Genomic DNA, 15,585 nt, shown 5'->3' with positions numbered 1-15,585 from the left:
AAATAAACCACTGAGAAAAATATGGCGCATAAGAAAAAGAACGTCCGTAAAAAAGAATGTCCCGTCTGCGAGCGTGAGTTTAGCTGGACTAAAAAGTTGGATAAAAACTGGGAAAGCATGGTCTATTGCTCCGACCAATGTCGCCGCGTAAAAAAGTATGAAGGGTTGGATCATCAAAAAGAAGATAGATAGGCGTTAATAGTCAGTTAGAAGTATACGGGAATAAGGAGGCAGACGATGGCACACAAAAAAGCAAACTTACCGCAAAAAATCTGCCCCGTTTGCCAGCGTCCGTTTAGTTGGCGTAAAAAGTGGGAAAAGGATTGGGAACAAGTGATTTATTGTTCTGAGAAGTGTCGGCGTGGGAAAAATTCTGAAGATAAAACTTAAGAGTTTTCAATATAAATTTGAGGGTATAAAATGGCTAGAGCTAAAGATAATGACTTTACAGAATCAACTAGACGAAAATTAAGAGATAGAGTAGCTAATCTATGCTCAAACCCTGAATGCCGAAAAAATACAGTTGCTGCAAATTTAGAGACTATTGATAATAGAACTGTAATAGGAGAAGCTGCTCATATATGCGCAGCAAGTTCTGGAGGGCCTAGATTCAATGACGAAATGACAGCAAAAGATATAAAATCTTTTAAGAACGGTATTTGGTTATGTTCGATTTGTCATAAAATAATCGATAGAGAGCCTAAAACTTACCCAGTAGAGATGCTCATAAATTGGAAAGTAAGTGCTGAGGAACATACTAGTAAAAGTCTTGGTACAAAATACAAAACAGACAAGGACATCAAAGAATCTCAACAATCACTATTGAGTATAATGCCCTTAAGCTCGATAAATAATGCTCTAAGCAATGTTCATGGAAGTGTTGTTCAAACCTTAGGGATTTTAGATAACAGGTTAAAATTATCGACTAAGTTCGATAATGAAGCAATAGTATATAACGTAGAACCGAAGGATGATTCGTATGTACCAACGATCAGCATCAAGGACTTTTCAAATAACAGTAATATAAGAAAATATAAAGACTTGATTTTGCATGGATTAAATTGTGAGATTGATGGAGATATAGATTTTTCAAGTGATTCTAGTCTTATAAATAAGTTGCTAAACGATACTGGTATTGATTTCAAAAAAGTATCAATTAAAAGAATAAACAAAGTTAATGCATATATAAAAGTTCCGTATCAGGACTCAGATAGAAATAAAACTGTTGTAAAAGTTGATGGTTATCTTACTCATGGGTTAAAAGCGATAAGTTTCATAGGAGGCTTAGAACGTTATTTTAAATTTGAAGTAATTGGTATGCCTATGTTTGATGATTCCATTATTGATGTTGTTCAAAATTTTAATATGAGTTTTTGTTTTGATGACTGGAATGGTAAAGATATAAGGTCACTAGGCAAATTAGAAGATCTATACATCCTAATTAATGAGATTTGCGACAACGAGAATGCTAGTATTGGTTTGTTTACCTCTGAAACTCATACCTTTCTTGCTAAAGCTAAAATAAATAATGCTTCAGACAATGATGATATTAAACATATCAAGTGGTTATTAAATTATATTTATAAGGCTTATAAAATTTGTGATTATTTGAATTATGAAGCTTTTATCTGTTTAGATAGCATAATCTCAGAGAAAGATTATGAGCAAATACTTGAAGTTTACGATACTCTTTTCGAACATAAAGTTCATCTAAAAAAAGATATTAAGACAAATCCAACATTGCAATTAAGTGGTATAAGTGGAGAGGAAGTTAATATATTAGTAGATAATCCAAGTCTTGAGCTTGAATATACAAGTCATGATGAAGAATACCTGAGAGTTTTCAAGAACACGTTCAAACTGCCAAATCGTAAGATGAAGTTTAGCAATTTTAGTGCAGAAGCCAATAGAATTGGTAAAACTGATTCTTTCACGATTGAGCTTATACCGAATGAGGATAGTGAAACTAGGATTGAATTTTTGCTCGAGTAATGTTTGTTGTGTGACGTAGTTTTTGGAAAACATCTAAACAAATCTTTCAGTAGCTATGATAATTTTAAAAAGGGATTCTCAATATTGAGAATCCCTTTTTAAAATTCTTAATACCTCTACAAATTCGGATTTAACCACTTCTCAGCCGTCTTCATATCTTAGGCTTTATACTCAGCATGACTCTTTGACTTATCATAACTGAATTCATCAAAGTTAAAGCATTCACAATCAAGACACAAGCAATAAAACCGTTACTTACTTACCATCCCTCTTAGCAAAAATATTTGCAACCAATGCGCCGCTAAAGTTATGCCACACACTAAATATCGCACTAGGGAGGGCAGCGACAGGGTTAAAATAAGTCGCAGCCAGTGCAGCACCAAGCCCAGAGTTTTGCATACCCACTTCAATCATAATGGCACGGCGTTGCTTCTCAGTGAAGCCGGATAAGCGAGCGATTAGATACCCTAAGGTATAACCCAGCATATTGTGTAGGGCAACGACGATAAAGACGATAGCACCGCTGTCTAAAATAGTTGCTTTAGAAACCGCGACAACGGCAGCGATGATAATTGAGATACCCAATACCGAAATCATCGGTAATATCTCGACAGCAAATTCGATTTTCTTACCCAAAAATTTGTGGAAAATAACCCCTAATAATATCGGTAAAATAACAATTTTAGTAATGGTTAGCATCATACTGGCTAAATCAATATCAATCAGCTGACCGGCAAACACATTTAATAAAATAGGGGTTAAAAATGGCGCAAGCAGGGTAGATATAGAAGTAATGGCAACACTTAACGCCACATCACCTTTTGCTAGGAAAGTAATCACGTTACTAGACGTACCGCCAGGGCAACAACCAACCAAGATAACGCCAACGGCGATTAAAGGATCAAGATTAAAGATGACGGTTAGCAAGTAGGCAATCAATGGCATCAAGGTAAACTGCGCTAGCAGCCCTACCAATACAGGTTTAGGACGCTTGACGATTTCTACAAAGTCTTCCGTCTTCAGAGTCATGCCCATGCCAAACATGATGATACCCAGTATGGGGACGATTAAGAAAGCCAACGATGCAAAGAATGCAGGAAAAATAAATCCTAAGACGGCACTGACTAATGCCCAAATTGCAAAAGTTTTACCAATCCAACTAGAAAGTAGAGCAATTTGTTTCATAACCTTTCTCAAAATAGTGAAGTAGATAATAATCTAGCATGTATATAGGCAGGAAATGATAAAAGTATTTTGTTATCAAGGTAGCGATAAGTTTGCTGACGTGAAGCAGGCTATTACTCTATAAAAAATGGCTTACTTATATTAAATAAGTAAGCCAAACATAATTATCAGATGTTTATGAGTTAACTGAACTTCATTCCTATAAATTCGGATTTAACCACTTCTCAGCAGTTTTCATATCCCAGCCTTTACGCTCAGCATAACTCTCTAATTGATCGGTGCTGATTTTACCGACGTTGAAGTATTCACTGTCAGGATGTGAGTAATAGAAGCCGCTGACCGAGGACGCCGGCCACATCGCATAGCTTTCAGTCAAGATAGTACCGATAGCATCGCCCGTACCAATCCATTCGAATAGCTTACCTTTTTCCGTATGCTCAGGGCAGGCAGGGTAGCCAGGCGCTGGACGGATACCGACGTATTTCTCTTTAATCATCTCATCATTGGTTAAGGATTCGTTAGCCTGATAGCCCCAATATTCTTTACGAATCAGCTCATGCAAATGCTCGGCAAAGGCTTCTGCTAAGCGGTCAGATAATGCTTGGGTCATGATGGCATTATAGTCATCGCCAGCGGCTTTATACTTTTCAGCGAGCGCTTCTGTACCAACGATGGAGACGGTAAAGCCACCCAAATAGTCAGTATGAGTTTCCGATGGCGAGATAAAGTCCGCCAAGCTAAAGTTCGGCTTACCACTGGCTTTGTCACTTTGTTGACGTAAGTGCTCAAACTGATAGGTTGGGCTGCCACCTTGCTGTGGGTCATTGTCATAAACGGTGACAGTATCCGCACCAGTACGACGTGCTGGCATGAGTTTGAATACACCTTTTGCCACGATTAACTTTTCATCAATCATCTTTTGCATCAATTCATTAGCATTATCAAACAAATCACGCGCTGCTTCGCCAACGACGTCATCTTGCAATATTTTAGGGTATTTACCCGCAAGACCCCATGAGATAAAGAACGGTGTCCAGTCGATATAAGGCAGTAGATTGGTGATGAGGTAATCATCTAGTATTACCTGACCTAATTTATTAGGCACAGGCGGCACATAGTTGTCCCAGTCATCTTTAAAGCCAATGTCGATTGATTCCGCATAGGATATTTTGGCGGCTTTTGGTTGACGCTTAGCGAGACGCTCACGTACTTTGATGTATTCTGCGCGGGTTTCATCGATCAAACCTTGACGGTGTTCTTTTGATAGCAGCTTAGTCACTACACCGACAGAGCGCGACGCATCTGCCACATAGATGACGCCATTGTTCTGGTATTGCGGCTCAACTTTGACAGCCGTGTGTGCTTTAGAGGTTGTTGCACCGCCAATCATCAACGGTAATGTTATACCGCGTTCTTGCATTTGTTTGGCGACATAGACCATCTCATCGAGACTTGGGGTAATCAAACCTGATAGACCGATGATATCGACTTCTTCAGCGAGTGCGGTATCGAGGATCTTTTCACAAGGTACCATCACGCCCAAATCGACGATGTCATAACCGTTACAGCCAAGTACCACGCCGACGATGTTTTTGCCGATATCATGAACGTCACCTTTGACGGTTGCCATGAGGATTTTGCCTTTCTTTTCACCCTCTACTTTTTCCGCTTCGATGTACGGGTTGAGCCACGCGACTGATTGCTTCATGACGCGAGCGGATTTGACTACTTGCGGTAAAAACATTTTACCGGCACCAAATAAATCACCGACGATATTCATACCGTCCATCAGTGGCCCTTCGATGACCTCTAGTGGTCTAGGATATTTCTCCCACGCTTCTTTGGTATCGGCTTCAATAAAGGTAGTGATACCTTTTACTAACGCATGGGCAATGCGCTCTTCTACTGTGCCTTCGCGCCAAGTCATGTCGACGGTGCTGTCTTTTTTCTTACCACCATCTTGATAGCTCTCAGCGATAGTCATTAGCCGTTCGGTGGCATCTTGACCAGTCTCGCCTTGATTGCGGTTGAGCATCACATCTTCGATGGCATCGCGTGCTTCTTTAGGAATATCGTCATATAACTCAAGCATGGCAGGGTTAACGATGCCCATGGTTAAGCCATTTTGAATCGCATGATAAAGGAATACCGAGTTGATGGCTTCACGGATTGGATTGCCACGGAAACTAAACGACACGTTCGATACGCCGCCCGATACCATGGCATTCGGCAAGTTTTCCGTAATCCATTTGGTCGCGTTGATAAAGTCCGCACCGTAGTTGTTGTGCTCAGTGATACCGGTGGCCACGGCAAAGATATTGGGGTCAAAGATAATATCTTCAGACGGGAAACCTACTTCATTAACCAATACGTCATAGCTGCGCTTACAAATCTGAGTTTTGCGCTCAAAGGTATCGGCTTGTCCATCTTCATCAAATGCCATGACAATAATAGCAGCACCATAGCGCATGCATAACTTTGCGCGCTCGACGAACTCAGCGTGACCTTCTTTTAAAGAGATAGAGTTGACGATAGACTTACCTTGGATGCGCTTCAAACCTTCTTCGATAATGTCCCATTTTGAGGAGTCAATCATCAAGGGTACGCGGCTAATGTCCGGCTCGCCCGATACTAAGTTGACGAAATGAATCATCGCTTGTTTGGAGTCAAGCATGCCTTCGTCCATGTTGATATCGACGATTTGTGCGCCGCCTTCGACTTGGTCACGGGCGACATCGAGCGCCTCAAGATAGGCTTCGGTTTTAATCAAACGCAAGAATTTCTTTGAACCGGTAACGTTGGTACGCTCACCGACGTTGACGAATAAGCTATCAGGCTTAATGATAAATGGCTCAAGTCCAGATAAACGGCAAGCTGGCGCAATCTCAGGAATGACGCGCGGCGGATAATTTGCCACCATGTTAGCGATTTGGCGAATATGCTCAGGCGTTGTACCACAACAGCCGCCGACGATATTTAGGATGCCTGCTTTGGCAAAGCCTTCAAGCAGTGCCGTAGTTTCCTTGGCGGATTCATCGTATTCGCCAAACTCATTGGGCAAGCCCGCATTTGGATGTGCTGATACATAAGTGTTGGCGATATTCGACAGTGTTTGAATATGTGGACGTAGCGCATCAGCGCCAAGTGCACAGTTAAAGCCAACCGTTAATGGCTTTGCATGGCGAATTGAGTTATAAAAAGCTTCGGCGGTTTGACCTGATAAAGTACGACCCGACGCATCGGTAATCGTCCCTGAAATCATAATCGGCAATTCAAATCCGATATCATCAAAGACGCCTGTGACAGCAAAAATCGCTGCTTTGGCATTTAGCGTATCAAAAATGGTCTCAATCAAAATGAGATCGACGCCACCTTCCATCAATGCCAATGTCGCTTCACGGTAGTTGAGCACCAACTCATCAAAGGTGATATTACGAAAGGCAGGATCATTAACATCAGGCGATAGCGAGCAAGTACGCGACGTTGGACCAATAACTCCAGCGACGAAACGTGGCTTATTAGGTGTCTTAGCAGTGAACTCATCAGCGGCTTCACGGGCAATCTTGGCAGCGGTTTTATTTAGCTCAGGAACTAGATATTGCATATCATAGTCCGCCATCGACAGACGCGTACCGTTAAAGCTGTTGGTTTCGATAATATCAGCGCCCGCCTCAAGGTGAGCAAGGTGAATCTCTTTAACCATATGCGGCTGCGAAAGCACCAATAGATCATTATTGCCGCGCACGTCTTGCTTAATATCAGCAAAACGCTCGCCGCGATAGTCTGCTTCCTCAAGCTTATAATTCTGAATATGGGTGCCCATCGCACCATCAAGCATCAAAATTCGTAACGCCATCTGTTCCGTGATACGTGCGCGTGCTGTCAACTGCTGTGCTTTATAAGGGAACACCTCAGGCGGTGTCAATATGAAATCGTTAGGATTGGCATTTGGGTTGCCATTGTCGACAGCTGGCGTGTCAGAAGATACGGTGATACTGGTTTGAGGAGAGGTCATCGAGGTCATAGGAACACTGCTTATATTATCAATATTATAAAAGAGGAGATAAAGAAACGGGGTAAAAACATTAAAAGAAAAAAGTTGCAAATCCATATTATTCTAGCATGAAAAATGGCGCATTCGCAGGTATGTCCTTATTCATCCTTAACAAAAGGAGCGTTCAGCAGCTATCTACTATTTATATAGGCTTAGTCATTATAAATAACTCGTCATACTATAGTTGATTCACTTTAAAACCGATACGAGTGCTACTGGAGTAAATTTTTCGCAGCCTCTGTCACGCTTGCGAACAGCAAGCAAGAAAAATTTATAACAGTAGCACGTGGCTATTTACTTTATTAAAATCGTATCGATTTTATGTAGAACTGCCTATATCTATTTAAGACGTACTTGAAAATACTATTAGCGCAAATGCCTATCATTATCTTTAATAGCCACAAAAGGTCTTTACTTTCAAAATGAAATTAAACATTTGCTTAAAAAATAGACAAAAATTACACGTATATTACAAAAAACAGCGTAAATGCAAATTGATAAAGTTATTTTATATGTTAATTTAAGTTTAGAAGGATTAGTTGTTTATAAGATTTACTTAATAAGCCTATGGTAATAGCCATTAACTAATAAGCAGATGATAATGACTATCAGCTACTAAGTATTAGCTGATGTTTAAACAGCTAGCCTGATAAAAGAACAAGCTAATTGGTAAATAAGACAGTAATAAAAAGTAGGACACACTCAATCATTAAGGACAATATTATGAAAATTACTAAAATTGCTACCATCGGTGCATTAGCAGTATCATTAGCGGGACTTAGCGCCTGTAATAACATGATGCCGCAAAAAAGCGCAGCAATGAAAGCGCCTATGCACAGTCAGTCTATGGCAAAAATGAACGTGGTACAAATTGCACAAAGTAATCCTGATTTCTCGCTACTCGTTGAAGCGGTAGTGGCGGCAGACTTAGCTGGTGCGTTGTCTAATCCCAATGCTAACTTTACAGTACTTGCTCCAACCAATGCGGCTTTTATGCAAGTATTGAATGAGACGGGCATGAGCAAAGCTCAACTGTTTGCTAATAAGCCGCTGTTAACTAAAATCTTAAGTTACCATGTGATTAATGGTGCCGCGCCAGTATATGCGAAAGATGTTATGCCGGGTAATGTCATTATGCTTAGCAAAGATACGCTCATGGTAACGAATCAGGGCAAACTAATGGATGAAAGTGGTCGCACTGCCACTATCCTAAAAACGGATATCGCTGCTACTAACGGTGTGGTACATGTGATTGATAGAGTGCTATTACCTAAATAAGTTTTAATTGAAAATTTTAAATTAAAAAATATAGAAGTACTCACTTATTATCTTATCAAGGATGACCGAGTCTTTGCTTATGAAACCATGGCAGGCAACCAAGAGACGCTCGACGGCAGTAGTATCACCTTTCATGATAAAAAACAGATTACTGATACTAGCGGTCGTACCTCTAATATTATGATGGCTAATATACAAGCCAATAACGGTGTCGTACACGTGATCGATACAGTGTTGCTACCTAAATAAGCATCAATTAAAAATTAATCCGTTAAAATCGTAGTTATTGATATAGCGGATTTAATGTTCAGACTGGCTGGTTAATGATTTTAATAAATAAGCTGCCAGCTGCTATTTTCATTGGTTAAAAAAACGATTCGTTAAGGAAATCACTTAACTCATTCTTCATCTATAAGGAAATATCTATGTTAAAGAAAAACTTACTATCTATCGCAGTCGTGACAGCAGCAATTTCATTAGCAGCTTGTAACGATAAAGAAGCTGTTGTCGAGCCAGTAGAGCCAGAAGCGACCACTGATGTAGTCGTTGAGCCAGAAGTTGCTCCTGAAGCAGTCGCAGAAGCTGATGCAGCACCTATGCCTGAAGCAGCAGCTACCCAAAGTATTGCTGAAATGGCTGCTGCAAACCCAGATTTATCAATACTAACTGCTGCATTGAAAGCTGCTGGTCTTGACGGTATGATGATGGACGCAGGCACATACACAGTATTTGCTCCAACTGATGACGCATTTGCTGCCGTATTGACTAAATTGGACGTTACTAAAGAAGAGTTATTGGCTAATACCGATTTGCTAAAAAGCGTACTACCGTACCACGTTGTTCCTATGGTAGTGAAAGCAGCTGACATTCCTTATGACACTGCTATCGAAACGGTTAATGGTCAAACCATTACTATCGGTTCTGATAATGTTATTACCGATGCAAGTGGCAATAAAGCTACTATTACTGCAACAGATATGATGGCGACTAATGGTGTTGTCCATGTAATCGATACCGTACTATTACCTAAATAATTGTTATCTAAATAAGGTTTTATTAAAAACAACACCTTATTATAAATAATATCTAAGAAGCCTAGCTATCGAGCTGGGCTTCTTTTTGTCTATTAATAAGTTATAAACAGCCATGGTTCAAACCATTTAAAAAAGTAGAATATTGCTGTGGTAGATTTTTTGTAGCATTGAGCCAAGCTTATCCATTTCAAGCTAGCAAGTTTATACCTATAAAAAGTGACTCTCATTATAAAAATGTCAGACTTAACATATCGATTTTACTGTTCCTTGATTAGAATATAAGTAGTGGTAAGCAATTAAAAAAGCCCGTGAGCATAGTCACGGGCTTTTTTTTAATGGTTTTACTAACTTAGTAAGTATTATTTATTTTAGAGATTTTTACTTGGGATCTTTATGTAAAGGGTCATTGTTCATTGCTGCCATCTGTTTGCGATGACGCTCTTCCCAGTACGGCGCGTTTTTGATACCGAATTTAGCGGGATCAAAACTATAGCGTGTCACGCCAGCTTTACGCTGTGCTTCATAGTCTTTAAGCATAGTGAGCGTTGGGCGAGCCACAAAGAAGATGACCAAGATACCAACAATGTTAAGCCAAGCCATAAGGCCAACACCAATATCACCGATGTCCCAGATGTAACCTGCTGAGTTAAGACCGCCGTATGAAACCATAACCATAATCAAGATTTTAACTAAGAAAACACCTTTCTTATGAGCACCGCGGCTGATAAAGCGGGTTAGATACGCAATGTTCACTTCAGCGATATAGTAGTAGGCCAAGATAGTCGTAAAGGCAAAGAAGAATACAGCGATTGCGATAAAGACATTACCAAAGGTACCGTATACCGATTCCATCGCCATTTGCGTAAAGGCGGGTGAGTTAATTTCAGTAGTAGCAGCTACATTTTGGAGGATGAACTGACCATCTGGTAACGTACCTTGAATGTTATACATACCAGTAGATAAAATCATAAATGCCGTAGCAGAACAAACTAGTAATGTATCTACATAGACTGAGAATGCTTGTACCAAACCCTGCTGTGATGGATGCTCAACTTCAGCAGCAGCAGCAGCGTGAGGGCCAGTACCTTGACCCGCTTCGTTAGAGTAAATACCACGTTTTACACCCCAACCAATTGCCGCACCAAAACCAGCTTGTGCAGTAAATGCATCACCAATGATCAAACCAAATACATCTGGGATCAAACTGAAGTTGCTGAACATGATGATGAGTGCTAAAGCAATATAACCAAGCGCCATAAAAGGAACGGCGTACTCAGTAAAGGTTGCAATACGCTTAATACCACCGAAGATGATAATACCTAGAATAACGAGAATGATACCTAGCGCCACTAAACGCATAGAGCCGACTTCTAAGCCGCCGACATTCATGATCGTACCTTCACCCATCACTTGAGCAAAGGCACTGATAACACCGTTTGCCTGAACGCCTGGCAAGAATATACCACAGGCTAAGATAGAGGCAACAGCGAATAGGATGCCATACCATTTTTGACCGAGTGCTCGCTCGAAGTAATAAGCAGGACCACCACGGTATTCGCCAGTAACAACGTCTTTTTCTTTATAAATCTGTGCAAGTGTTGATTCAACATAGGCGGTAGATGCGCCTAAAAACGCCACAACCCACATCCAAAATACGGCTCCTGGGCCACCGAAGCCGATAGCAGCAGCTACCCCGGCGATGTTACCCATACCCACACGACCAGCAAGCGAGACGGCAAGTGCCTGAAATGATGAAATACCATCAGCACTGGACTTACCAGTGAATAGTAATTTAATCATTTCACCAAATAGACGAACTTGTACGAAGCGCGTCATGATGGAGTAAAATAAACCTGCGCCCAAGCATAAGTAAATTAATGCTGGGCTCCAAATAATTCCGTTTACTAAATCGACTAAACCTTCCATATATCTATTCCTTCAACTGTCTCAAAATGACTATATATGAGGATGCAAAGAGTGAGCTAACGATTTAATATCCTTATTAACGCTAGCCACTCAAACTTTTTGCATATACTTAAAATTATCTTTTAAGCTTCATATGTGCATAGTCACCAAGAATGGACTGTAGTTGTCTGTATTTATCCGCTTGGCTTATTACTAAGCTTGGCTATGCTCGCTTGTTTACTGTCAATATAACGTGGTGTTTTGTCGTTCTGTTATAAGCCTAAACACTGTTATTAATAGACCAATGGATAAAACAGGCGGTTATAATATTAAATATCCGTCATCATGACGGTATTCGATTTACTATGAGCGGTATCGGCTGAGCACAATTGCGTAATAGAATCATAAAGCGATGATTTGTCTGTCTATTCATTCTTTTAAATGATAAATAAATCATTCGCTAGTACTAACGAATAAATAAGTCCACTACCAAATGTGTGCAAACCGTACAGCTACGTAACTGCAATTTGCCATATTTTTTCGCCAATTACTACAATTTTTTTCTTACAAGTATTTATATAGTCATTTCGATAAGCGTTATTGAGAGATAGAATGCCGTGGACTATGGTGTAGGCATTGTTTGTATCCATATTAAATGTTTTATTAATAGTAGGTGATGAGTAAGCTTATCAAGTTACTTAGTCAAAACAGAGCGCAAGCTTATGCTACAAGTCGTTGCTTGCGGTTGTGTTTTGGTAACGATGAATTGTAAAAAAAGCGTTATAGCGCCATTATTAGCACAATATATCGTAGGCTATGAAATAGTAGCTCATTATGAAATAGTAGCTTATATAGTTTCGTACTATTTAAGATAGCATCCAAAAAAGTAGTAAAAAACCACACTAAAAATTTGTTATTCATTATTTGATTTTCATCATTATTAGGAGACGCCACAATGACGCGTAAATCTATTGTAAAACCTATGTTGCTATCGGCTGTATTAGCGACTTCTACCGTTGGTTTGACCGGTTGTGGTTATAACAATCTTCAAGCTCAAGATGAGCAAGTGACCGCTTCGTGGTCAGAAGTGGTCAACCAATACCAACGCCGTGCAGACTTGGTGCCAAACTTAGTAAAAGTCGTGCAGCAGTATGCTGAGCAAGAACAAGAAGTCTTTACCCAAGTGGCCGAAGCGCGCTCACGTGCTGGTAGTATTACCGTGACGCCAGAGGTACTAAACGACCCTGAAGCGATGGAGCGTTATGCCGCCGCGCAAGAACAGATGACTGGCGCGCTATCACGCCTAATGGCAGTCTCTGAGCGCTATCCTGAGCTAAAATCGGATGCGTTGTTCCAAGACTTACAAGCGCAGCTCGAAGGGACTGAAAATCGTATTGCCGTCGCTCGTAACCGCTATATTCAAGAAGTACAAGGCTACAATACGACGGTGCGTCAATTCCCAACCAATATTACTGCCAAAGTATTTGGCATGAGTGCCAAGCCAAACTTTAGCGTGGCTAATGAAGCGGAAATATCGACCGCACCAAGTGTTGACTTCGGTGATGATGCAGAGAAAGCTCAGTAAAATCAGATGAATGGATAACGAATGGGTAATGGCTAAAGGTGAGCGCTTATTCTCTCTTTATCTATTAAATACTTGGTTTATTAAACTGAATTTTTATGCCCGTCTTAGCCACGTTTTTGTTGATATGACTATGCGCTGATATGAATACATATAGGTATCTATATCTCATAGCATGTTCATATTCTTAGATGATGCTAAGAGGGCGAGTTAGTAAAACGTCATTTGAAAGCTGTTATTGCTATATCAATGAATATTGTTGTATCGGCTAATATTGTTGCACCAATTAATTTAGTACAGATGTTACTTGAGGCGGTATAGATTAGATGAATAATTCAAAAACACTCTTATCAGTATTATTATTCACACTAAGCATCAGTAGTGCGTCTGTGCTGCATGCGGCGCCCAACGATAGTACCATTGCTACTGACAATCCCTCGAACATGCAAAACCGTAGTGTCGAGGACTTAGTGGCTATTGCCAAAGCAGGTGAGTCCAACGAAGCCATCAATGATGCCGTATTAGGTAACGAAGCGATTAATGAAGCCATCCTCGGCAATGAGGCAATAAATCCCAATGCTGCTAATACTGAGGGCGTAGCAGCGACGCGAGCTCCAACAAAGCCGCCTGTGCAGTCAACTGCCGCTAGTGTTGATGCCGATAAGCTTATATTAAACAATCCTGTTATTGATCAAGCTAATATCTTAAACCCGCAAGAAAAACAACGCTTAGAGGCGCAGCTGCGTACGATTTACCAGCAAGGATTAGCGCAAGCGGCGGTTGTCATTGTGCCTACTACCAACGGTGTGCCCATCTTTGACTATGCTTTGCAGGTTGCTGAGAAGTGGCAGCTCGGCAATAAAGACATCGATGATGGTTTGTTGATGGTTGTCGCTGTCAATGACCGTGATATGTATATTTTAACGGGTTACGGACTAGAAGGCGTATTACCAGATGCGGCGGTGAATCGTATTATTCGTGAGGATATTACCCCTTTATTTAAGCAAGATGACTATGGTGCTGGCATATTGGCAGGCGTCAGCGCCCTTGGTGCTCGTCTGACCGCTGACCCTGAAGTATTGGCTCGTGCGGATGCACAGGCGGCTGAACGTAATGCCCAGCAAGGCTCAGATGAGCTGCCATCACCTATTTTCTTGTTCATTATGGCGATGATATTTGGTAGCTTTATTACCAGTATATTTGGTCGCGTATTTGGTTCTATTCTTACCGCAGGTGGTTTTGTTGCAGGCTCACTGGCATTGGGCGGCGGTCTATTTATGACCATCATCATGGCAATATTTTTATGGCTGTTCTTGATTTCACGCGGCGGCGGTGGTGGCGGTAAAGGTGGACGCGGCGGCGGACGTAGAGGCGGCGGTATGATCTTCCTACCCGGTATGGGCGGCGGTGGCGGCGGCTTTGGTGGTGGTGGTTTCGGCGGCGGCGGTTTTGGCGGTGGCGGCGGTGGTTTCGGCGGCGGCGGCGCTGGCGGTTCTTGGTAAACCTATACACTAGATGACAGCCAGTAATGGCGTACTTGAGGAAATAATATAATGGTAAAAAGCAATTCGTCACAGACAAGTTTTGCTCGTTGGTGGCGTCAAGTACTTTTTGTCCCTATGCTGCATAGCAAATGGCTGACGCCAGCAGCCAGAGCGCGGTTGTCAGAACAAGTGACGCGCGTGGAGAATGGCCATCGTGGTGAGGTGTTTTTAATTATAGAAAACCATCTCCCTATCCAAGAAGCTTATCGTATCAACTGTCGTGATCGCGCTATTGATTTATTTAGTGAGTATCGGGTATGGGATACCGAAGAAAATACTGGCGTTTTGGTCTATGTTAATATTTGCGAGCATACGTTAGAAATCGTCGCTGATCGCGGTATTAGCACTCATGTTAGTCCGACAGTATGGCAGGCGATGTGCGAAAAAGCGGTGTCCAGTATTGCCAATAAAAAAACAGAAGAGAGTTTGGTTGAGTTGTTAGATGAAGTTGGGCAAGTGCTGCGTCAGTACTATCATCTCGAACATGATCCAGCAGGTAATGAGCTATCTGATACAGTGGTATTTTTGAAGTAGAAAATGACTGATACGTACCTTTTAAGCACAAATATATAGATATATAGCATTGAAGAAAATATTTCTCGATAGAGAGCCAATATAAAAATCACTACTGGAATACTATGATCGATTTAATAAAAAAACTGCCAAAAGCGGAGCTGCATTTACATATTGAAGGCTCATTAGAGCCTGAGCTTATGTTTAGATTGGCAAAAAAGAACCATATAGAGATTCCTTATAAAGACATAGAAGATGTACGTAATGCCTATAACTTCACCAATCTGCAAACCTTTTTAGATATTTACTATGCGGGCGCAAACGTCCTTGTCACTAAAGATGATTTTTATGATTTGACGTGGGAATACATTCTTAAGTGTGTCGAAGATAATGTCATTCATACTGAGATATTCTTTGATCCGCAAACGCATACCTCAAGAGGCATTGCTTTTGAAACAGTGATAACCGGCATCAAAGAAGCGCTCACTGATGCTAAGA

Annotated in this window: 13 protein-coding genes; 10 read left to right on the top strand and 3 right to left on the bottom strand. The window is 41.0% G+C overall.

Annotation, left to right across the window (positions count from 1 at the left end; all coding sequences use genetic code 11):
* Positions 1-21: 21 nt before the first annotated feature.
* Genes CAN34_RS07215 through CAN34_RS07205 form a run of 3 tightly spaced genes read left to right on the top strand, consistent with a single transcriptional unit; the run spans position 22 to position 1,992 of the window.
* Entirely contained in the window at positions 22-192 is a 171-nt protein-coding gene (locus CAN34_RS07215) for a DUF2256 domain-containing protein (RefSeq protein WP_079690940.1), read from the top strand.
* A gap of 45 nt (positions 193-237) precedes the next feature.
* Positions 238-390, top strand: coding sequence for a DUF2256 domain-containing protein (locus CAN34_RS07210; RefSeq protein ID WP_089555073.1), 153 nt, complete (start codon positions 238-240; stop codon positions 388-390).
* Between the two features lie 30 nt (positions 391-420).
* On the top strand, positions 421-1,992 hold the full coding sequence (locus CAN34_RS07205; protein WP_089555072.1) for an HNH endonuclease: 1,572 nt from the start codon (positions 421-423) through the stop codon (positions 1,990-1,992).
* A 255-nt stretch (positions 1,993-2,247) separates the two neighbouring features.
* Here CAN34_RS07205 and CAN34_RS07200 read toward each other — a convergent pair whose 3' ends face one another.
* On the bottom strand, positions 2,248-3,177 hold the full coding sequence (locus CAN34_RS07200) for a bile acid:sodium symporter family protein (protein ID WP_089555071.1): 930 nt from the start codon (positions 3,175-3,177) through the stop codon (positions 2,248-2,250).
* A gap of 199 nt (positions 3,178-3,376) precedes the next feature.
* Positions 3,377-7,192, bottom strand: coding sequence for a methionine synthase (gene metH, locus CAN34_RS07195; protein WP_089555070.1), 3,816 nt, complete (start codon positions 7,190-7,192; stop codon positions 3,377-3,379).
* Between the two features lie 762 nt (positions 7,193-7,954).
* Here metH and CAN34_RS07190 point away from each other — a divergent pair.
* The 3 genes from CAN34_RS07190 to CAN34_RS07180 all read left to right on the top strand — a co-directional run bounded on the left by CAN34_RS07190 (position 7,955) and on the right by CAN34_RS07180 (position 9,543).
* A complete protein-coding gene (locus CAN34_RS07190; protein ID WP_089555069.1) occupies positions 7,955-8,509 on the top strand; it encodes a fasciclin domain-containing protein in 555 nt (184 codons plus the stop codon).
* Positions 8,510-8,515: 6 nt separating this feature from the next.
* Positions 8,516-8,758 (top strand): fasciclin domain-containing protein, encoded by a 243-nt coding sequence (locus CAN34_RS07185; RefSeq protein ID WP_079690945.1) that lies wholly within the window; start codon positions 8,516-8,518, stop codon positions 8,756-8,758.
* Between the two features lie 176 nt (positions 8,759-8,934).
* Positions 8,935-9,543, top strand: a complete 609-nt coding sequence (locus tag CAN34_RS07180; RefSeq protein ID WP_089555068.1) for a fasciclin domain-containing protein — start codon at positions 8,935-8,937, stop codon at positions 9,541-9,543.
* Between the two features lie 378 nt (positions 9,544-9,921).
* Here the strand turns inward: CAN34_RS07180 and CAN34_RS07175 are convergent, their stop codons facing one another.
* Entirely contained in the window at positions 9,922-11,469 is a 1,548-nt protein-coding gene (locus CAN34_RS07175; protein WP_079690947.1) for a sodium:alanine symporter family protein, read from the bottom strand.
* A gap of 934 nt (positions 11,470-12,403) precedes the next feature.
* Here CAN34_RS07175 and CAN34_RS07170 point away from each other — a divergent pair.
* The 4 genes from CAN34_RS07170 to CAN34_RS07155 form a co-directional block, all read left to right on the top strand.
* Positions 12,404-13,033, top strand: coding sequence for a LemA family protein (locus tag CAN34_RS07170; RefSeq protein ID WP_089555067.1), 630 nt, complete (start codon positions 12,404-12,406; stop codon positions 13,031-13,033).
* Positions 13,034-13,356: 323 nt separating this feature from the next.
* Positions 13,357-14,532 (top strand): YgcG family protein, encoded by a 1,176-nt coding sequence (locus CAN34_RS07165; RefSeq protein WP_089555066.1) that lies wholly within the window; start codon positions 13,357-13,359, stop codon positions 14,530-14,532.
* A 51-nt stretch (positions 14,533-14,583) separates the two neighbouring features.
* Positions 14,584-15,108: a TPM domain-containing protein gene (locus CAN34_RS07160; RefSeq protein ID WP_089555065.1), complete on the top strand. Its 525-nt coding sequence runs from the start codon at positions 14,584-14,586 to the stop codon at positions 15,106-15,108.
* 104 nt (positions 15,109-15,212) lie between these two features.
* The coding region (locus tag CAN34_RS07155; RefSeq protein WP_368039470.1) for an adenosine deaminase at positions 15,213-15,585 on the top strand (373 nt) is incomplete at its 3' end.

Origin of the sequence: Psychrobacter sp. DAB_AL32B, assembly GCF_002224105.1 — a bacterium.
Taxonomy (GTDB): Bacteria; Pseudomonadota; Gammaproteobacteria; order Pseudomonadales; family Moraxellaceae; genus Psychrobacter.
Note: the sequence above shows the minus strand (reverse complement) of the source record. Positions and strands in the feature narration are given on the sequence as shown.

What these genes read in the sequence shown, in the direction of transcription:
- CAN34_RS07215 (WP_079690940.1), top strand. Translation starts at nt 22, where the DNA reads ATGGCGCATAAGAAAAAGAACGTCCGTAAAAAAGAATGTCCCGTCTGC.
- CAN34_RS07210 (WP_089555073.1), top strand. Translation starts at nt 238, where the DNA reads ATGGCACACAAAAAAGCAAACTTACCGCAAAAAATCTGCCCCGTTTGC.
- CAN34_RS07205 (WP_089555072.1), top strand. Translation starts at nt 421, where the DNA reads ATGGCTAGAGCTAAAGATAATGACTTTACAGAATCAACTAGACGAAAA.
- CAN34_RS07200 (WP_089555071.1), bottom strand. Translation starts at nt 3,177, where the DNA reads ATGAAACAAATTGCTCTACTTTCTAGTTGGATTGGTAAAACTTTTGCA.
- metH (WP_089555070.1), bottom strand. Translation starts at nt 7,192, where the DNA reads ATGACCTCTCCTCAAACCAGTATCACCGTATCTTCTGACACGCCAGCT.
- CAN34_RS07190 (WP_089555069.1), top strand. Translation starts at nt 7,955, where the DNA reads ATGAAAATTACTAAAATTGCTACCATCGGTGCATTAGCAGTATCATTA.
- CAN34_RS07180 (WP_089555068.1), top strand. Translation starts at nt 8,935, where the DNA reads ATGTTAAAGAAAAACTTACTATCTATCGCAGTCGTGACAGCAGCAATT.
- CAN34_RS07175 (WP_079690947.1), bottom strand. Translation starts at nt 11,469, where the DNA reads ATGGAAGGTTTAGTCGATTTAGTAAACGGAATTATTTGGAGCCCAGCA.
- CAN34_RS07170 (WP_089555067.1), top strand. Translation starts at nt 12,404, where the DNA reads ATGACGCGTAAATCTATTGTAAAACCTATGTTGCTATCGGCTGTATTA.
- CAN34_RS07165 (WP_089555066.1), top strand. Translation starts at nt 13,357, where the DNA reads ATGAATAATTCAAAAACACTCTTATCAGTATTATTATTCACACTAAGC.
- CAN34_RS07160 (WP_089555065.1), top strand. Translation starts at nt 14,584, where the DNA reads ATGGTAAAAAGCAATTCGTCACAGACAAGTTTTGCTCGTTGGTGGCGT.